This window comes from Luteimonas sp. A501, assembly GCF_054052085.1.
Window position 1 is genome coordinate 37,210 of record NZ_JBSVRI010000005.1, and the last position, 17,452, is coordinate 54,661.

Here is a 17,452-nt window from a genome sequence, read left to right on the forward strand (position 1 = left end):
CAAGCCATCACGGGCACCCCGCTCCTGTAGGAGCAGCTATAGCTGCGACCCGGCCACGGGCACATCGATGCCAATCGCCGCTATAGCGGCTCCCACAAAAGCACCCTAGCGAAAATCTCACATGCTCCGGGACACAATGCCCCGCATGGCCGCAGAGACCTCCGCGCTCCCGCCACCGCCCGCCATCGACGACGGCTGCGCGCTGTTCCTCGATGTGGATGGCACCCTGCTCGATTTCGCGCCGCACCCCGACGCGGTCGACGTGCCCGGGCCGCTGCGCGAAGCGCTGGCAACGCTGCACCGGCGCCTCGATGGCGCCCTGGCCCTGGTCAGCGGCCGCTCCATCGCCACGCTCGATGCACTGCTTGCGCCACCCGTCATGCCCGCCGCCGGCCTGCACGGCCTTGAGCGCCGCCACGGCCGTCGTGGCCATCGCGCGCCCGCCACGCCCGCCGCGCTGGCGCTGGTCCGTAGCGAGGCGACGCAGGTCGCCGCCCGCTATCCGGGCGCCGTGGTCGAGGACAAGGGTGCGGCGCTGGCCCTGCACTGGCGCGCGGCACCGGCGGCCTGCGGCGAACTGCTCGCCTTCGCCAGCGCCGCGCTGCCCCGCCTTCCGGGCTACCGCCTGCAGCCCGGCAACGACGTGGTTGAACTGCGACCCGCCGAACACAAGGGCGGTCGCGCAGACAAGGGCGCGGCGATCCTCGCCTTCCTCGCCGAGCCTCCCTTCGCGGGCCGCCTGCCGGTGTTTGCGGGCGATGACATCACCGATGAAGCAGGCTTTGCCGCCGTCAACGCCCGCGACGGAATCAGCGTACTGGTGGGTCGGCCGCGGGAAAGCGCGGCGCACTTCGGGTTGGCGGGGACAGCGGAGGTGCATGCCTGGATTGGAGTGCGCATGGATCGGAACGCTGCGGTGAGCGGAGCGCGGCTTTGAGCAGGGCATCGCTGTGAACAGGGCATCGCTGTGAGCGGGGCGGATATCGCGGCTGTAGCCGCTCCCACAACAGCGGGGCAGGCCAGTCTTGATCTCGGCCTGATCGGCAACGGCAGCGTTGCGGCCCTGGTCGACGCCCGTGCGCGAGTGACCTGGTGCTGCATCCCCGCCTTCGACGGCGACCCCGCCTTCTGCGCGCTGCTCTCGCCCAAGGCCGGCGGCGGCGATTACGCCATCGAACTCGAAGACTTCGAAAGCGCGGAACAAACCTACCTCAACAACACCGCCGTGCTGCGCACCGTGCTGCGCGACCGCCACGGCGGCGCGATCGAAATCACCGACTTCATGCCGCGCTGGCATCAGCACGACCGTTTCTACCGGCCGGTAATGCTGGTGCGGCGGCTGCGTCCGCTGTCCGGCCGGCCGCGCATCCGCGTCGTGCTGCGTCCACTGGCGGACTACGGCGCCGAGGTGCCGGAACAGACCTGGGGCAGCAACCACATCCGCTACCTGCTGCCCGGCTTCACCCTGCGCCTGACCAGCGACGTGTCGGTGCGCCTGGTGCGCGAATCGCTGCCGTTCGAACTCGACGGCGAGCGCCACCTGGTGCTGGGCCCCGACGAAACGCTCACCGAATCCGTGCAGGGCTTTGCGCGCAAGGCCGAGCGCATGACTGTCGATTACTGGCGCGAGTGGGTGCGCTATCTATCGATCCCGCTGGAGTGGCAGGACGCGGTGATCCGCAGCGCGATCACGCTCAAGCTCTGCCAGTACGAGGAAACCGGCGCGATCGTCGCCGCCATCACCACGTCGATTCCCGAGGCGCCGCACAGCGAGCGCAACTGGGATTACCGCTACTGCTGGCTGCGCGACTCGGCCTTCGTGGTGCGCGCGCTCAACCGCCTCGGCGCCACCCGCACCATGGAAGGGTATTTGCGCTACGTACTCAACCTCGCCACCGGCGACGACGGCACCCTGCAGCCGCTGTACGGCATCGCCTATGAGGACCGCCTGGAAGAGCACGCCATGCCCGCGCTTGCCGGTTATCGCGGCATGGGCCCGGTGCGCCGCGGCAACCTGGCCTGGATCCAGAAGCAGCACGATGTCTACGGAAGCGTGGTTCTGGCCGCCACCCAGCTGTTCTTCGACCAGCGCCTGGAGCGTCCCGGCGACGTCGACGCCTTCAGCCGCCTGGAACCCTTGGGTGAACACGCTTGGGCGCTGCACGACCAGCCCGACGCCGGCATCTGGGAATTCCGCGGCCGCGCCGAAGTGCACACCTATTCCAGCGTGATGTGCTGGGCCGCCTGCGACCGCCTGGCGCGCATCGCGGCGCACCTCGGCCTGGCCCAGCGCGCGGTGCACTGGCGCGGACGTGCCGACGCCATGCGCGAAGCCACGCTCGAACGCGCCTGGGACGAGGAGCTCGGGCACTTCGTCGAATCCGCCGAGGGCCGGCGCCTGGACGCAAGCCTGCTGCTGCTCGCCGAACTCGGCTTCATCGACCCGCGCGACCCGCGCTTCGTGGCCACGGTCGAGGCCATCGGCACCCAGCTGCGCCGCGGCAACTCGCTGTTCCGCTACATCGCCGCCGACGACTTCGGCGAGCCCGAGACCAGCTTCACCATCTGCAGCTTCTGGTACATCGACGCGCTGGCCGCCATCGGCCGCGTCGACGAGGCGCGCCAGCAGTTCGAAAGCCTGCTCACCCGCCGCAACCACCTCGGCCTGCTGTCCGAGGACCTGGCTTTCGACGGCGGCGAGGCCTGGGGCAACTTTCCGCAGACGTATTCCCATGTCGGCGTGGTGATGACCGCGATGCGCCTGTCGCGGCCGTGGTCGGCGGCCAACTGACATGGCGCGCCTGGTGGTGGTGTCCAACCGCGTCTCCCTCCCCGGCGAAGCCCGGGCCGGCGGCCTTGCGGTCGCGCTGCGGGCCGCGCTCGCCGAGCACGGCGGCCTGTGGTTCGGCTGGAGCGGGCGCACCGTCACCGGGGCCTCGGGCGGCATGCACGAAGAGCGCGAGGGCGACACGCGCTACCTGGTGATGGACCTGTCCAAGCGCGATTTCGACGACTACTACAACGGCTTCGCCAACCGCACGCTGTGGCCGCTGCTGCACTTCCGCATGGACCTAGTGGACTACACCCGCGAGACCTATGCCGGCTACCGCCGCGTCAACGAACTGTTCGCCGACCGCCTGGCGCCGGAGCTGCGCGAGGACGACCTGATCTGGATCCATGACTACCACCTGATCCCGCTGGCGCAGCGCCTGCGCGAGCGCGGCGTGGGCAACCGCATCGGCTTCTTCCTGCACGTGCCGATGCCGTCCTCGGACCTGCTGGCGGCGCTGCCCGAACACCGCGAAGTGTTCGCGGCGCTGTCGTCGTACGACCTGGTCGGGTTCCAGACCGAGCGCGACCTGGAACGCTTCCAGGACTACGTGCGCCTGTACGGCGGCGGCGGCGTGGTAGGCACCGGCGTGCTGGCCACGCCCGACGGCCGCCAGTTCCACGGCGGCGCCTTCCCTATCGGCATCGACGTGCCCACCATCGCCGGCCAGGCCGCGCGCGCGATGAAACGCCTGCCGGTGCGGCGCCTGCGCGACAGCCTCAGCGGGCGCCGTCTGGCGATCGGCGTCGATCGTCTCGATTATTCCAAGGGCCTGCCCGAGCGCTTCCGCGCCTTCGAACGCCACCTCGAACGCCACCCGGACCAGAACGGCCAGCTCACTTTCCTGCAGATCGCCCCGCCCTCGCGCAGCGACGTGCCGGAATACCGGCTGCTGCGCCGCGAGCTGGAAACGCTGGCCGGCCACATCAATAGCGGCCACGCCACGCCCGACTGGACGCCGGTGCGCTACGTCAACCGCAACTTCGCGCACGAGGTGCTGACCGGCTTCTACCGCACCGCCCATGTCGGCGTGGTCACGCCGATGCGCGACGGCATGAACCTGGTGGCGAAGGAGTACGTGGCCGCGCAGGACCCGGCCGATCCCGGGGTCCTGCTGCTGTCACGCTTCGCCGGCGCAGCGCGCGAACTCGACACCGCGCTGCTGGTGAACCCCTACGACATCGACGGCGTCGCCGATGCGCTGGCCCAGGCCCTCGCCATGCCGCTGCCCGAACGCCAGCAGCGCTGGCGCGCGATGATGGACACGATCGAGGGCTACGACATCCATGCCTGGCGGCGGGATTTCCTCGGCAAACTCGCCGCCCGCTGAGTGTCCCGCAACCGCTACAGCTCCAGCGCACCCTCCACGTCCAGCACCTTCCGGCGCGCCAGGGCGAGGTTGGACTTGCTGCGATCAAGCACGACGTAGAAGAACAGGCCGGGCTTGGAGGCCACCGGGCGCAGGATGTGATACGCCTTGCCGAGCGAGATCAGGATGTCTTCGATGCTGTCGTTGAGCTGCAGCGAGTTCGCGGTCTTGAGCTTGGCGCGGATCACTTCGGTGTTGCCGGCCGCCGCCACTTCCATGTCGATGCCGCCGCCGGCTTCGCCGAGCAGCATGCCGCTGTTGTAGTCGACCAGGGACACGGCCTGGGCGCCGTCGAGGGTCATCAGTTCGTCAAGGGATTGTTTCAGGTTGGCCATTGCGATTTCCTTGGTTGTGGTCGGGTGGTTGTGGATCAGCTTGTTGCGGAAAGGATCTTCTGGCTGCACTCGCGCGCACTCCAGAGCACGTTGCCGATGACGCTGCGCTGGCTGCAGGCCGCCATCAACAGCAGCGGGCGCGCGGGAACCGGGATCGAAAGCATCAGGACCTTGCCCTGGTCGGCTTCGATCATCAGCACTTCCATGCTGCCCAGCTCCAGTTCGCGGGTCACCGCCTTGGCGAGCGCAAGCATCGAACTGGTCATCGCGGCCAGGCGTTCGCCGTTGTCGCCCTTCCCGCTGGCCTCGGCAAGCGCAAAGCCGTCGACGCTGGCGACCACGGCATTGCGCAGCCCGGGGACGGCGCTGGCGAAGGCATCGAGTTCGGCGCGGATCCGTGCGTTCTGCGGGTCGGACGGCCGGGGAGTGCGCAAGAATGCGTCAGCCATGCGTGGCCACCAGGTCCGCGGTGTCGATCTGGATCATCAATATGTCCATCAGCATCAGGATGTCGCCGGCGACGCGCGCGTCCACCGGCACGAGGGGTACGGCCTGGCCACGCGTGCCGACATGCACGGCCAGGCGCTGCGCCACCGTGGCGTCGGCCAGGTCCAGCTTGGTCAGCCCGATCGCCACCGGCACCTCGGGCGCGTGCTCACCCAGCACGTCGAGGTAGCGGTCCAGCTCGGCGGCGGGCTCCGCGCCGCTGGCATCCAGCAGGACGACGGCGCCGGCCGCGCCTTCCAGCAGGATCGGCCAGATGAAGGAGAAGCGTGCCTGCCCCGGGGTGCCGAACAGGCGGATGCGGTCGCCGTTGGGCAGCGCGACATCGGCATAGTCCATCGCCACCGTGGTGGCGAGCTTTTCCGACGCGGCATCGGTGTTGTCGACATCGGTATCGACGACACGATCGTTCGCGACCGTGCGCACCAGGGTCGACTTGCCGGCGCCCATCGACCCCAGGATGACGATCTTGTGCTCGATCATGTCCCCACCTGCATGCTCTTGCGGACCGAGCGCCACATCCGCGCCAGCGCCGACCCGCCGCTCTTGCGCGGGCGCGCGCGGGTAGCGGCGGCGGCCACCGCGAGCGGCGAGACGGCGTGCCCGTGCCGACCCGTATCCGCATGGCCGCTGAGGTACGCGGCGTTGAAGAAGCCATCGACCGTGGCCGCATCGAGCTCCAGCAGCTCGCAGGCTTCGACCGTGGTGCTGGGTCGCTTGAGCAGCAGGCAGCACAGGCGGAAATGATCTGGGCGGCGCGCGAGTGCGCGGAAGTCCGGCCATTGCCGCAGCGACAGCACCGTGCGGCGATCCATCGGATCGAAAAGCGGAACGGGCGCGTCGACCTGCAGCGCGATGTTCCACAGCAGCGGCACCAACGGCAGCGGCGGCGTGGCCGACATGCTGCTGTCGAAGTCGCGTATCGACAGCGGCCCCAGTCGCAGCTGGTGGAAATCCGCGGCCAGTGCGGCCGCGACATCATCATCTATGCCGGCAACCGGAACAGCCAGACTGCGATCGAAATCGAGCAGCAGCTGCGGCCGACCGTTGCGCACCAGCGTGGCCAGGCCCTGCCCGGCGACCACGCGATCACGCAGCACGCGGGCGATCGGCAGCATGTCGCCTTCGCGTTCGTGCTCGCCTTCGGGTTCATTCCCGCCACCGACGAGCACCACGCGGATGTCATCGTCGGTCAGCTCCACCGGCGGCGAGCTGCGGCCGTCATGCAGCCTGCCATCGTCGTCGAGCGTCCAGAACGCCAGCTCGGGCCGGGTCTGCGCCATGCGCAACCCGACTCGCGCCATCGCGCTGCTGCCCGGCACGACCAGCAGGTCGCAGGTGGACAGGTCGTCGCTGATGGCGAGCACGGGCGCGCGGGCGGCCTTGGTCGACGCACCCGGCGCAGGCGCCGGGATCAGCGTCTGCAGACGCTTCAGCAACGCGTGTTCGGTGGGCATGTCCGTGCCCATGATCAGAACCCTGACCGCCCCGGAGTAACCGGAGGGCGTGGCGTGCATCAACAATTTGATCCCCTGTTCCTTCAGCTGCATGGCCGCGAGGGTTCCGGGCAGCCGCCCTGCATCCCGCAGGTGGATCCATGTTAGGCGCGCGGTCACTGACATGAAGTGACCCATGCCCCAGTTCAGGAGTGGTGCCGCGCGCCGATCTGTTCCATGCACACATGCAATCGCATGCAACGCGACCGATATCCGGGAACAGGTCAGCCCAGCGGCGTCGGCTGGATGATCTCGACCCAATAGCCGTCCGGATCCTTGATGAAGGCGATTTCCTTCATCCGTCCGTCGGTCAGGCGCTTCTGGAAGGGCACGTCCAGGGCTTCGAAGCGCTCGCATGCCGCGCGCACGTCCGGCACGCTCAGGCAGATATGCCCGAAGCCGCGCGGCTCGCTGTTGCCGTCGTGGTACACCGCGCCGTCCTGCGATTCGGTGCCGTGGTTGTGGGTCAGCTCAAGCACGCCCTGCAGGCCGGCGACCCAGGCCTTGCGCTCGCTTTCGTCGCCGGGAATGTCAGCCGGGTCGACGATGGCGAGGAAGTAGAGCGAGAACTCCGCCTCCGGAAAGTCGTTGTGCCGCACCAGGCTGAAGCCCAGCACGCGGGTATAGAAATCCAGCGAAGCCCGCGGATCCTTGATCCGCAGCATGGTGTGGTTGAACACGAAGCCGGTGGTCGCCGCGTCGCGCGCGGCAACGCCGGGCACGTTGGCCAGGCTGGCGATGGGATTGGTCATGGTCGGCATCCTTGTGGGGGGGACGCGCCATTATCGCCGCAGCCGACCACAGTCGCTGAACCGGTCGCAGCCATGGCTGCTCCTACAAAAGCAACGCGAACATGCCTTTGTGGGACAGCGCCGGGAACTCTCAGCCCAGCCAGGCCAGCGTCGCGATGCGCCCGCTGCGGCCGTCGCGCCGGTGGGAGAAGAAGCGCCGATCGGAGATCGTGCACAGGCCTCCACCGTGGATGTCGGCGCTGGACAGGCCAGCGGCAAGCAACCGGCGGCGCGCCAGGGCGTACAGATCGACATGCCAGTGCCCGGGACGCGTGGAAGCGAACGCGGCCGCCGCGCCGGGGTCATCGGCCACGAACGCTTCGCGCACCTCGGCGCCTACTTCATACGCGGCCGGCCCCGCGGCGGGACCCAGCCAGGCCACGAGTTCACCGGGCGCGGCACGCATCGCCGCCACCGTGTGCTCCAGCACTCCCGCGGCCAGTCCGCGCCAGCCCGCGTGCGCGACCGCCACCTCGCTGCCGTCGCGGGCGGCGAACACCACCGGCAGGCAGTCGGCGGTGAGGATGGCCAGCACCGCGCCCGGAACGTCGGTGACCGCGGCATCGGCCTCCGGCTCAGCCGCCATGCGCCCGCGCTCGGTGGTCGCGTTGCCGTAGGGCAGCACATCGTCGACCCGCAGCACGCCGGTGCCGTGCACCTGGCGCAGCCAGCGCGGCGCCGAAGGCAGGTCCGCGCGATCCACCAGCTCGGCGCGGTTCGCCGCCACGATGACCGGGTCGTCGCCGCCCACGCCGTGCACATTGCCCAGGTTGAAGCGGTCGAAGGGCACCATCGATGCACCGGCGCCGTGGCGCAGCGTCACCAGTGCGTGCACGCCTTCCGGCGCCGGCCACCCGGCATCCAGCCAGGCCCGGCGCAACGATCCCGGGCCGCCCTGTGCCGCAGCGCCAGCGTTCACCGGCGCACACCCGCCCCGGTGACCGCGTGGGCGGCGGCATCCGCGCGCAGTTCACGGATGAGCGCCTGCATGTCTTCGGGCACCGGTGCTTCGCAGCGCACGGACTCGCCGCTGGTCGGATGCACGAACTCCAGCACCTGCGCGTGCAGGGCCTGGCGGCGGAACCCGCGCAGCGCGGCGATCAGTTCATCCGAGGCCGCACGCGGCAGCTTCACCGGCCCGCCGTAAAGCTGGTCGCCCACGATCGGCGACTTGAGGTGGGTCATGTGCACGCGGATCTGGTGCGTGCGCCCCGTTTCCAGCCGGCACTCCAGCGCGGTGTGGGCGCGGAAGCGCTCCTGCAGGCGGTAATGGGTGGTGGCCTCGCGGCCTTCCTCGCGCACCGCCATGCGCAGGCGGTCGCGCGGGTGGCGGTCGATGGCCGCATTCACCGTGCCCCCGGAGACCAGCGCGCCCACCACCACTGCCAGGTATTGCCGGTGCACGTCGCGCGCGGAAAGCTGGGCCACCAGCGCGGCGTGCGCCTGCAGGGTGCGGGCCACCACCATCACGCCGGAGGTGTCCTTGTCCAGGCGATGCACGATGCCCGCCCGCGGCACCGCGGCGAACGCCGGGTCGCGGAACAGCAGCGCATTGACCAGGGTGCCGCTGTGGTTGCCGGCGCCGGGGTGCACCACCAGGCCGGCGGGCTTGTCGATCACCAGGACCTCGGAATCCTCGTACAGCACCGACAGCGGGATGTCCTCGGGCTCGGCGCTGACCTGGATCTCCAGGGTGGCGGTGAGCAGTATCTCCTGGCCACCGCGGACCGCCTCGCGCGGGCGCACGGTGGCGCCGTCGAGCAGCACATCGCCCGATTTCACCCAGGCCGCCAGGCGCGACCGCGAGAACTCGGGGAACAGCTCCGCCAGCACCGCGTCGAAGCGCCGCCCGGCCATGGCATCCGGCACGCGGGCGGCCCGGGGGGCGTCGGAAGCGGCTTCCGGGATCTCAGCGTCGTGGTCGTCGGTCATGGGGTGTCGGCTCGGGTTCAGTCGTGGCCGCTGGCGGGCCGGTGGTGGCTGCTATTATCCCCCGTTCAAGCCCTCGCCGCCCCGGACGTCCCATGACCCGACGCACCACCCTTATCCGCAGCGCCCTGCTGCTCCTGCTGCTGGCCATGTTCACCGTGTCGGGCTGCGCGCGGATGAAGGGCATGTTCAAGGACAAGGACGTCGACGAGGGCGCAGCCGTCGAAACCCTGTACGACAAGGGCCATGGGCTGATGCGCCGCGGCAACTGGAACGGCGCCACCACCACCTACCGCCGCCTGGTCGCGCAGTACCCGTACGGCACGTACACCGAGCAGGCGCTGATGGAAATCGCCTATGCGCAGTACAAGATGGGCCGCCACGACGACGCCGTGTCGTCGGTCGACCGCTTCATCCGCACCTATCCCACGCACCGCAACGTGGCCTATATGTACTACCTGCGCGGCCTGGTGAACTCCAGCCGCGACACCGTGTTCCTGCAGCGCGCCTGGAACCTCGACACCAGCCGCCGCGACCTGGCCACGCCCATGCAGGGCTACAACGACCTGCGCACCGTGGCCGAGCGCTATCCCAACAGTCGCTATGCCGCCGATGCCCGCAACCGCATGGCCGCGCTGCGCAACACCTTCGCCCGCCACGAGATCGAGACCGCGCTGTACTACATGCGCCGCGAGGCCTGGGTCGCCGCCATCGAGCGCGCCCGCTACCTGCTCGAGACCTACCCGCAGAGCGAATACCAGAACGACGCCGTGGCCGTACTCGCCGCCGCCTATGTCGAACTGGGCAACGACACCCTGGCCACGGACGCCCGCCGCGTGCTCGAGCTCAACGAGCCGGACCACCCGTACCTGAGCGGCGACTGGCCGGACTACCCGTGGACGATCCGCAAGCTCAACCCCTTCGCCACCGAAAAATCCGCCATCCAGTAACCCCGAGGCCGGGCTTCCGCGGCATGGTCCACTTTTTTGTGGGAGCGGCTATAGCCGCGAAAGCTGCCATGGGTTCCCGTGGCGGTGGCCGAACTGCGATCGCCGCTATAGCGGCTCCCACAAAGGCGTTCGGCAGCGGCGCTAGTGGGGGTACTTGTTGGTAATCGGATAGCGCCGCTCGCGACCGAAGGCCCGTCTCGAGATCTTCGGGCCCGGCGCCGCCTGCTGGCGCTTCCACTCGCCGCGGCGTACCAGGGCCACCACGCGGTCCACCACCGCCGCATCGAAGCCGGCCGCGCAGACCTCGTCGCGCGACTGTTCCTGGTCCACGAAGCGCAGCAGGATGGCGTCCAGCACGTCGTAGGGCGGCAGTGAATCCTGGTCCAGCTGGTTGTCGCGCAGCTCCGCCGACGGCGGCCTGGCGATCACCGCAGGCGGGATCACCGGCGCCCCGCCCACCGTGTTGCGCCACTTCGAAAGCCCGTAGACCTCCGTCTTGTACAGGTCCTTGATCGGCGCATAGGCGCCGGCCATGTCGCCGTAGATCGTGGCGTAGCCAACCGCGTACTCGCTCTTGTTGCCGGTGGTCAGCACCAGGCCGCCGAGCTTGTTCGACAGCGCCATCAGGATCACGCCACGCGCGCGCGACTGCAGGTTCTCCTCGGTCACGTCCACTTCGCGGCCTTCGAAGGCATCCCCCAGGCTGGCCAGCAGGCCGTCGAACGCAGGCCCGATCGGCACCGTCATCATCTCCACGCCCAGCGCGCGGCACTGTTCCGCGGCCAGGTCGTTGCTGAGGTTGGCGGTATAGCGCGAAGGCATGCGCACCGCGGTCACGTTCTCCGCGCCCAGCGCCTCCACCGCCATCGCCAGCACGATCGACGAATCAAGACCGCCCGACAGCCCCAGCCACGCCCGCCTGAACCCGTTCTTGCCGAAATAGTCGCGAATCCCGCGCACCACCGCGCGCCAGGCCAGCGCGTCCATGCTCTCGTCGCCGTCATCCATCCACACGATAGGCGTGAACGCGCGCCGCTCCGCGTCGTAGTCCACCACCAGCCACTGGTCGGTGAACGCGGCCGCGGCCGGGTGCACCGTGCCGTCGCCATCGGCAACCACCGACGCGCCGTCGAACACCAACGCGTCCTGCCCGCCCACCACGTTGAGATACGCCAGCGCCGCGCCGGTATCGCGCGTGTGCGCGGCGATCATGGCGTCGCGCTGCGCGTGCTTGCCGCGCTCGAAGGGCGAGGCGTTGGGCACCAGCACCAGCTGCGCGCCCTGCGCCACCGTGTCGGCGATGGGCTCGACAAACCACAGGTCCTCGCACACCAGCAGGCCCACCGGCACGCCCTTGACCTCGAACACGCAGCTGCCGCCGTCGGGATCGACGTGGAAATAGCGGCGCTCGTCGAACACGTTGTAGTTGGGCAGCTCGCGCTTGCGGTAGGTGCGTTCGATCTTGCCATTGCGCAGCACGCTGGCCGAGTTGTAGAGGATGCTGCCGGCCGACTCCGGCCACCCGACGATGGCGACGATGCCGGTCGCCGCATCCGCGATGGTGCGCAGCGCCTGCTCGCACTCGGCCAGGAAGGCCGGCCGCATCAGCAGGTCTTCCGGCGGATAGCCGCTGACCGCAAGCTCCGGGAACACCACGATGTCGGCGCCGTACTCGTCGCGGGCCTCGCCGATCATCGCCGCGATGCGCTGCGCGTTGCCGGCAACGTCACCCACCGGGAAGTCGAACTGGGCGAGTGCGATGCGGAGCGAGTCGGTCATGTCGGATCCCGGGAATCGGCAGGTCTGGAGTGGCCACGATGGTCGCATGCCGCCTCCGGAAGCGCGCGATCGGCTGCAGGCCACGGGGCGTCCGTGCCAGCGCCCGGCTCGAGAAGCAGCAGCTGCTTCGGCCCCTCGGACACCTGCCAGAACAGCCCGGCCCCCGTCCGCTTCTCGAGGATGCACGCATCGAACGAGGCCGTCACCCGATCATCGACGGCGCTCTGGCCGGCAAAGAATCCCGCCAGCAGATCCAGGTGATGGCGCTGGAACCCGGCAGCATCCGGATAGAAGAACGACGGCCGGAGGCTGCTGTTGAATGCTTCGTACGCGGACGCCCGCGGCGCATCTTTGTGCATCGCGAAGCGCGTGCTGATGGGCTCGATGACCTCGTACTCGATGCTGCGCGCGCGTACGGACACCCCGTACAGCTCGAAGCCTTCGCGGCCCGGCAGCGTGAAGAAGATGCTCCCCACGGACCGGTCGGACGGAACCCCGCTGCGGGTGCGCGCCTGTTTCGCCTCCCTCGCGACCCGCAGCAGGTCCACGGGCCGTCCCGTTTGCTCGTGCTGCACGAACAGGCGGCAGAAAAGCACCATCAGGAACACATCGCCCGAAGCCGCCACCACGCCGTACTTCCACGGATAGACCTTGCGGTAACTGTCGAGCACCAGCTCGGGTACGCCCCGGTTTGACTCCCCGGAAAGGACCGCGCAATGATCACCGGCCAGGATCAGGTGGTCCTGCACATCGGCGGCGATGATCAGCGACATTGCTGGCCAGGCTCCATGAATTCGCACCGGAGATAAAGGAGCTATCTACGTGCCTGGCAACTTCATCGTCAAGGCAAGCCAGTCGCCCTTCCTCGCCGGAGAGGCGAAGGCCGCCGGTCTTCCGACGCTGCCCGACTCCCGCGTGGAGCTGTTCGACGAAGGCTTCGTGCTCAAGGACAGGAGCACCGGCAAGCCGCTTCCCAACGTCCCCTACCGCATCCTGCTCAAGGATGGCAGCTACCTGCATGGCGTGACCGACGCAGCCGGGCGCACACAGGTGGTGGCGGCGGCGGAGCCCGAAGGCCTGGCCCTGGAAGTGGGGGAGCAGACACCATGACCGGCGCTGACTCCGGCCTGCTCTACAGGCGCGTTGCCGACTCCGTCATGTCCACCACGAACAACCTGGTCCGCAGGGACGTGCTGCTCGAGACCCCGGACGAGGTGCTGCATGTCGAGGCCATCGAGCTTGCACCCGCCATCACCGACGAAGACGGCGACGAGGTCGACGGTTCGACCGAGCCGCAGGCGGCGCCCCACAAGCACCCGATGGTCAAGATCCAGCCTGCGACCAACCGGATCGCGCATCGCGAACTGAGGATCCGCGTGTGGAGCGAAGGCCGCCCCGATGGCCACCACGCGGGGAAAACCGTTACTTGGTCGATGGCCCCGCTGTTCGTGGCTCCCGTCGAAGAAGGCCAGCAGGAAGGGGATCCCGATTTCCGGGGCGACTGGGCCCGTGCCGCGGCCGGGCACCGCGACCGTTTCGAAGCGCCGGCGGACTTCACCGCGGAAGACTTCACGCGCAGCAGCCAGCAGCAGGCCACCACCGTCGTGGACGACACCGGCCACACCGCCATCCGCATCAACCTGGCGCCCATCGCCTTCAACGCGGCGCGCATCAGTGCCCAGCTGGAAGGTGAAGACAGCGCGGTGGAGCTGATCGACCTGGAAGTCCCCGGCATCATCGTGATCGACCCGGGGCACGGAGGCGACAGGAACGAGACCAGCTCCACCGCCAACAACGCGACATCGCACACCAGCCGCATCCTTGAAAAAGAGCTGACGCTGGATTTCGGACTGCGCACCAGGACCGCGCTGCGCACGCTGCGGGTCGATGACAACACCAACCTCCGGATCCACATGACGCGCGACGAGGACGTCAACCTGCCCGGCGCGAGCCGGGCGCACGTCGGGCGCGACAACGGCGCGGACATCCTGCTGAGCATTCACTTCAATGGCTTCAACGGCACCGCGCGCGGCACCGAAACCCTGGTCAGGCGAAGCAGCGACAACGTGAACCATGGCGAGGATGTCGCGCTGGCGGAGCGCGTCAACGAAGCCGTGTACCAGACCGTTCTTGCGCACGATCCCGGCGCCCTCGACCGCGGCGTCAAGGACCAGCAACTCGCCGTGCTGAGCGATACGTCGCTGGGCAATTCCGCCAACTACCATCCGCTGCGCGCGGCGCTTGTGGAAATCGAGTTCATCGACAACCTGGCAGTGGACGAACTGCTCAACACCCGCGATGACCACGAGCAGGTGCGGCAGGACATTGCCGATGCCATCGCCGACGCACTGATCGAAGACCTGAGGCGGAATCCATGAAGCACGCGCGCCCGCTCCCAACCATGCGATCGGGCCTGGCGGTACTGTTCGCGGCCGGGCTGCTACTTGCGTCCGGATGTTCCGCGGGCGCCCCGGGCCCCGCAACCGTGCAGGCGGCGACCACTGCCACCGTCACGGAGCCGGGCCACGTTGGCCAGGACCGGATGGAATACCAGTTGGTCCCCGGTGCCCCCGCTGAAGACACAGCCTCCCGTCCGGACACCGCACCGATCAGGCTGCTTGGACGCGGAACAAGCTCGCGGATCGTGGACCGCGACGGCACCGTCGTCCGCGACGGACGCAGCGGTGCATCCATCTACGGACTGGAGCTGAACCCCAGCCAGAACATGGCGCTCATCTACTTCGGGGATGCGGAGTACGCGATCGCGTCCGTCGGCACGCCCGACGATGCCTCCGCGCTGCCCACGATACCCCCGGGCCTGGAAGACGCCACCGGATTCACCTGGCATTGGCTGGATGATGCCCACCTGCTGGGCGAAGCACACCTGCCTCCGGCCGACGTGGCAGGACGCACCGCGTCCGAAATCGATGCACTGCCGCCCGCTGCCGTCCTGCTGTACGTCTACAGCGTCGAAGACAGGCACCTGGCAAGCATCGAGACCAGCGACGACCTGCCACGGCTGTTCCAGATCCATGCAACGTCAGGTTGGAACCTCACCCTGCTGACGCTGGGAGAAGACGCCGAGCGCAGCCTCGGAGCGACCATCGAGCGTACGCCGCGGCCTGCCCCGCCACTTCCACATCACTGATGCGTTCGCGCAATGAAAAAGGCCGCCCGAAGGCGGCCTTTTTCATTCACTTTCTGCAGGGTGAGGCGGGCGATCAGCCCGCCAGGCGCTTGGCGATGGCCGCACCCAGGTCACCCGGGGAACGCACGGTGGTCACACCGGCCTTCTCCATCGCGGCGAACTTGCCTTCCGCCGTGCCCGAGTCGCCCGAGGCGATCGCGCCAGCGTGGCCCATGCGCTTGCCCTTCGGGGCCGACGCACCGGCGATGAAGCCCACCACCGGCTTGGTCACGTACTCGGCGATGAACTCGGCTGCTTCTTCCTCGGCCGAACCGCCGATCTCGCCGACCATGATGATGCCTTCGGTCTGCGCATCGTCCTGGAACAGCTTCAGGCAGTCGATGAAGTTCAGGCCGTTGATCGGGTCGCCGCCGATGCCGATCACCGTCGACTGGCCAAGGCCGGCGTCGGTGGTCTGCTTGACCGCTTCATAGGTCAGCGTGCCCGAGCGCGAGACGATCGCGATCTTGCCCGGCATGTGGATGTGGCCCGGCATGATGCCGATCTTGCACTCGCCCGGGGTGATCACGCCGGGGCAGTTGGGGCCCACCAGCACGGTGTCCGGATAGGTCGTGACCAGGGTCTTCTTGACGCGCAGCATGTCCAGCACCGGGATGCCCTCGGTGATGCACACGATCACCTTGATGCCGGCATCCGCGGCTTCAAGGATCGCGTCGGCCGCGAACGGTGGCGGCACGTAGATCACCGACGCATTGGCGCCGGTTTCGCCCACGGCATCGGCCACGGTGTTGAACACGGGCAGGCCCAGGTGCTCGCTGCCGCCCTTGCCGGGGGTCACGCCGCCCACGACCTTGGTGCCGTATTCGAGCATCTGCTCGGCGTGGAAGGTGCCCTGCGTGCCGGTGAAGCCCTGCACGATCACCTTGGTGTCCTTGTTGATCAGAACGCTCATGTGTTTCCTCGGTTCTTCTGTGTCTTCCGCGCCCCACCCGTGGGAGCGGCTATAGCCGCGATTGCTGTCTTGGCCGTGCGGGAATCGCGGCTGTAGCCGCTCCCACAGGGTCAAGGCCCAGGTGGCAGGAAGAAATATGGTGGATGTCGGGACTCAGGCAGCCTTGGCGGCTTCAACGGCCTTGCGGGCACCGTCGTTGATGTTGTCAGCGGCGGTGATCGCCAGGCCGGAGTTCTTCAAAAGCTCCTTGCCCGCGTCCACGTTCGTGCCCTCGAGGCGCACGATCACCGGAACCTTGACGTCGACTTCCTTCACCGCGGCGATGATGCCTTCCGCGATCATGTCGCAGCGCACGATGCCGCCGAAGATGTTGACGAAGATCGCCTTCACGTCGTCGGACGAGAGGATCAGCTTGAACGCCTCGGTCACGCGCTCCTTGGTGGCGCCGCCGCCGACGTCCAGGAAGTTGGCGGGCGAGCCGCCTTCCAGCTGGATCACGTCCATCGTCGCCATCGCCAGGCCCGCGCCGTTGACCATGCAGCCGATGTTGCCGTCCATGGTCACGTAGTTCAGGTCGTGCTGGCTGGCCTTGACCTCGGTCTCGTCTTCCTGGCGGATGTCGCGCAGGGCGACCAGCTCCGGGTGGCGGAAGCCGGCGTTGTCGTCGGAGTCGACCTTGCCATCCAGCACGGCCAGGTTGCCGTCGGTGAGGATCGCCAGCGGGTTGAGCTCAACCAGCGCCAGGTCCTTCTCGTTGAACAGCTTGTACAGGCCCATCATGATCTTCGACAGCTGGTTGACCTGCTTGCCGGTCAGGCCCAGGGCAAAGCCCATGTCGCGGCACTGGTAGGGCTGCAGGCCCTGGATGAAGTTCACGTTGAGCGACTGGATCTTCTCCGGCGTCTCGGCGGCCACCTGCTCGATGTCCATGCCGCCTTCGCTTGACGCGATGAAGGTCACCGACTGGGTCGAACGGTCCACCAGCACCGACAGGTACAGCTCCTTGTCGATATCGGTGGCCAGGGTCACCAGCACCGAGTCGATCGGCAGCTCGATGCCGGCGGTCTGGTAGGTCGCCATCTTCTTGCCGAGCATGCCCTTGGCGTGCTCGCGCACCTCGTCGAGCGAGCGGCACAGCTTGACGCCGCCGGCCTTGCCGCGGCCGCCGGCGTGGATCTGGGCCTTGACCACCCAGAAATCACCGCCGATCGCCTTGGCGGCATCAACCGCCTCTTCAGGGGTCCGGGCGACGCGCCCGGCCGGGACTGCAATGCCGTAATCGGCGAAGAGCTGCTTCGCCTGGTACTCGTGGAAGTTCATGTGGGGTCCGTCGTGGGAAAGTGGGACACAGCGCCGACCATTATAGTGC

General features: G+C 68.4%; 18 protein-coding genes. 7 read left to right on the top strand and 11 right to left on the bottom strand.

Translation table 11 applies throughout. The annotated features are described in order from the left end of the window. Nucleotides 1-145 precede the first annotated feature (145 nt). From otsB to otsA, 3 genes are read left to right on the top strand one after another with little or no spacing between them, the layout of a single operon-like run. Entirely contained in the window at nt 146-937 is a 792-nt protein-coding gene (gene otsB, locus ACW7G5_RS13010; RefSeq protein WP_457005174.1) for a trehalose-phosphatase, read from the top strand. Between the two features lie 45 nt (nt 938-982). Next, a complete protein-coding gene (locus tag ACW7G5_RS13015; protein WP_457005427.1) occupies nt 983-2,791 on the top strand; it encodes a glycoside hydrolase family 15 protein in 1,809 nt (602 codons plus the stop codon). A gap of 1 nt (nt 2,792) precedes the next feature. After that, entirely contained in the window at nt 2,793-4,160 is a 1,368-nt protein-coding gene (otsA, locus tag ACW7G5_RS13020) for an alpha,alpha-trehalose-phosphate synthase (UDP-forming) (RefSeq protein WP_457005176.1), read from the top strand. A gap of 14 nt (nt 4,161-4,174) precedes the next feature. Here the strand turns inward: otsA and ACW7G5_RS13025 are convergent, their stop codons facing one another. From ACW7G5_RS13025 to rluD, 7 genes are all read right to left on the bottom strand, one after another. After that, complete coding sequence (locus ACW7G5_RS13025; RefSeq protein ID WP_457005178.1) at nt 4,175-4,534, bottom strand: hypothetical protein; 360 nt, start codon at nt 4,532-4,534, stop codon at nt 4,175-4,177. Between the two features lie 35 nt (nt 4,535-4,569). Continuing rightward, complete coding sequence (locus ACW7G5_RS13030) at nt 4,570-4,983, bottom strand: roadblock/LC7 domain-containing protein (protein ID WP_457005180.1); 414 nt, start codon at nt 4,981-4,983, stop codon at nt 4,570-4,572. Then, the gene (locus ACW7G5_RS13035) at nt 4,976-5,521 is read right to left on the bottom strand and encodes a GTP-binding protein (RefSeq protein ID WP_457005182.1); all 546 of its coding nucleotides are present in this window, start codon (nt 5,519-5,521) and stop codon (nt 4,976-4,978) included. Before ACW7G5_RS13035 ends, ACW7G5_RS13030 begins: the two co-directional genes overlap by 8 nt. Then, entirely contained in the window at nt 5,518-6,588 is a 1,071-nt protein-coding gene (locus tag ACW7G5_RS13040; RefSeq protein ID WP_457005184.1) for a hypothetical protein, read from the bottom strand. Before ACW7G5_RS13040 ends, ACW7G5_RS13035 begins: the two co-directional genes overlap by 4 nt. Before the next feature lie 170 nt (nt 6,589-6,758). Then, nucleotides 6,759-7,286: a lactoylglutathione lyase gene (gene gloA / locus ACW7G5_RS13045; protein ID WP_457005185.1), complete on the bottom strand. Its 528-nt coding sequence runs from the start codon at nt 7,284-7,286 to the stop codon at nt 6,759-6,761. Nucleotides 7,287-7,416: 130 nt separating this feature from the next. Beyond that, nucleotides 7,417-8,244 (bottom strand): peptidoglycan editing factor PgeF, encoded by an 828-nt coding sequence (pgeF, locus tag ACW7G5_RS13050; protein ID WP_457005187.1) that lies wholly within the window; start codon nt 8,242-8,244, stop codon nt 7,417-7,419. Further along, nucleotides 8,241-9,257 (bottom strand): 23S rRNA pseudouridine(1911/1915/1917) synthase RluD, encoded by a 1,017-nt coding sequence (gene rluD, locus ACW7G5_RS13055; protein ID WP_457005189.1) that lies wholly within the window; start codon nt 9,255-9,257, stop codon nt 8,241-8,243. The genes pgeF and rluD overlap by 4 nt, the downstream gene beginning before the upstream one ends. Before the next feature lie 92 nt (nt 9,258-9,349). Between rluD and ACW7G5_RS13060 the strand changes: the two genes are divergently transcribed. Beyond that, nucleotides 9,350-10,204, top strand: a complete 855-nt coding sequence (locus ACW7G5_RS13060) for an outer membrane protein assembly factor BamD (protein WP_457005191.1) — start codon at nt 9,350-9,352, stop codon at nt 10,202-10,204. 141 nt (nt 10,205-10,345) lie between these two features. Here ACW7G5_RS13060 and ACW7G5_RS13065 read toward each other — a convergent pair whose 3' ends face one another. Together ACW7G5_RS13065 and ACW7G5_RS13070 are read right to left on the bottom strand one after the other, a co-directional pair. Beyond that, the gene (locus ACW7G5_RS13065; RefSeq protein WP_457005193.1) at nt 10,346-11,983 is read right to left on the bottom strand and encodes an NAD+ synthase; all 1,638 of its coding nucleotides are present in this window, start codon (nt 11,981-11,983) and stop codon (nt 10,346-10,348) included. Beyond that, on the bottom strand, nt 11,980-12,756 hold the full coding sequence (locus ACW7G5_RS13070) for a hypothetical protein (RefSeq protein ID WP_457005195.1): 777 nt from the start codon (nt 12,754-12,756) through the stop codon (nt 11,980-11,982). The genes ACW7G5_RS13065 and ACW7G5_RS13070 overlap by 4 nt, the downstream gene beginning before the upstream one ends. Before the next feature lie 49 nt (nt 12,757-12,805). Here ACW7G5_RS13070 and ACW7G5_RS13075 point away from each other — a divergent pair, with 49 nt between their 5' ends. The 3 genes from ACW7G5_RS13075 (at nt 12,806) to ACW7G5_RS13085 (ending at nt 15,131) form a co-directional block, all read left to right on the top strand. Beyond that, on the top strand, nt 12,806-13,093 hold the full coding sequence (locus tag ACW7G5_RS13075; protein WP_457005197.1) for a hypothetical protein: 288 nt from the start codon (nt 12,806-12,808) through the stop codon (nt 13,091-13,093). Then, a complete protein-coding gene (locus ACW7G5_RS13080) occupies nt 13,090-14,361 on the top strand; it encodes an N-acetylmuramoyl-L-alanine amidase (RefSeq protein ID WP_457005199.1) in 1,272 nt (423 codons plus the stop codon). The genes ACW7G5_RS13075 and ACW7G5_RS13080 overlap by 4 nt, the downstream gene beginning before the upstream one ends. Nucleotides 14,362-14,627: 266 nt before the next feature. Continuing rightward, nucleotides 14,628-15,131, top strand: coding sequence for a hypothetical protein (locus ACW7G5_RS13085; RefSeq protein WP_457005200.1), 504 nt, complete (start codon nt 14,628-14,630; stop codon nt 15,129-15,131). Nucleotides 15,132-15,204: 73 nt separating this feature from the next. Here the strand turns inward: ACW7G5_RS13085 and sucD are convergent, their stop codons facing one another. Together sucD and sucC are read right to left on the bottom strand one after the other, a co-directional pair. Next, nucleotides 15,205-16,083 (bottom strand): succinate--CoA ligase subunit alpha, encoded by an 879-nt coding sequence (gene sucD, locus ACW7G5_RS13090; RefSeq protein ID WP_457005201.1) that lies wholly within the window; start codon nt 16,081-16,083, stop codon nt 15,205-15,207. Between the two features lie 153 nt (nt 16,084-16,236). Beyond that, nucleotides 16,237-17,403: an ADP-forming succinate--CoA ligase subunit beta gene (sucC, locus tag ACW7G5_RS13095; RefSeq protein WP_457005203.1), complete on the bottom strand. Its 1,167-nt coding sequence runs from the start codon at nt 17,401-17,403 to the stop codon at nt 16,237-16,239. Nucleotides 17,404-17,452 lie beyond the last annotated feature (49 nt).

Excerpts from the sequence above, each read along its gene's own strand:
- otsB (WP_457005174.1), top strand. The coding sequence starts at position 146 with ATGGCCGCAGAGACCTCCGCGCTCCCGCCACCGCCCGCCATCGACGAC.
- otsA (WP_457005176.1), top strand. The coding sequence starts at position 2,793 with ATGGCGCGCCTGGTGGTGGTGTCCAACCGCGTCTCCCTCCCCGGCGAA.
- ACW7G5_RS13025 (WP_457005178.1), bottom strand. The coding sequence starts at position 4,534 with ATGGCCAACCTGAAACAATCCCTTGACGAACTGATGACCCTCGACGGC.
- ACW7G5_RS13030 (WP_457005180.1), bottom strand. The coding sequence starts at position 4,983 with ATGGCTGACGCATTCTTGCGCACTCCCCGGCCGTCCGACCCGCAGAAC.
- ACW7G5_RS13035 (WP_457005182.1), bottom strand. The coding sequence starts at position 5,521 with ATGATCGAGCACAAGATCGTCATCCTGGGGTCGATGGGCGCCGGCAAG.
- ACW7G5_RS13040 (WP_457005184.1), bottom strand. The coding sequence starts at position 6,588 with ATGCAGCTGAAGGAACAGGGGATCAAATTGTTGATGCACGCCACGCCC.
- gloA (WP_457005185.1), bottom strand. The coding sequence starts at position 7,286 with ATGACCAATCCCATCGCCAGCCTGGCCAACGTGCCCGGCGTTGCCGCG.
- rluD (WP_457005189.1), bottom strand. The coding sequence starts at position 9,257 with ATGACCGACGACCACGACGCTGAGATCCCGGAAGCCGCTTCCGACGCC.
- ACW7G5_RS13060 (WP_457005191.1), top strand. The coding sequence starts at position 9,350 with ATGACCCGACGCACCACCCTTATCCGCAGCGCCCTGCTGCTCCTGCTG.
- ACW7G5_RS13065 (WP_457005193.1), bottom strand. The coding sequence starts at position 11,983 with ATGACCGACTCGCTCCGCATCGCACTCGCCCAGTTCGACTTCCCGGTG.
- ACW7G5_RS13070 (WP_457005195.1), bottom strand. The coding sequence starts at position 12,756 with ATGTCGCTGATCATCGCCGCCGATGTGCAGGACCACCTGATCCTGGCC.
- ACW7G5_RS13080 (WP_457005199.1), top strand. The coding sequence starts at position 13,090 with ATGACCGGCGCTGACTCCGGCCTGCTCTACAGGCGCGTTGCCGACTCC.
- sucD (WP_457005201.1), bottom strand. The coding sequence starts at position 16,083 with ATGAGCGTTCTGATCAACAAGGACACCAAGGTGATCGTGCAGGGCTTC.
- sucC (WP_457005203.1), bottom strand. The coding sequence starts at position 17,403 with ATGAACTTCCACGAGTACCAGGCGAAGCAGCTCTTCGCCGATTACGGC.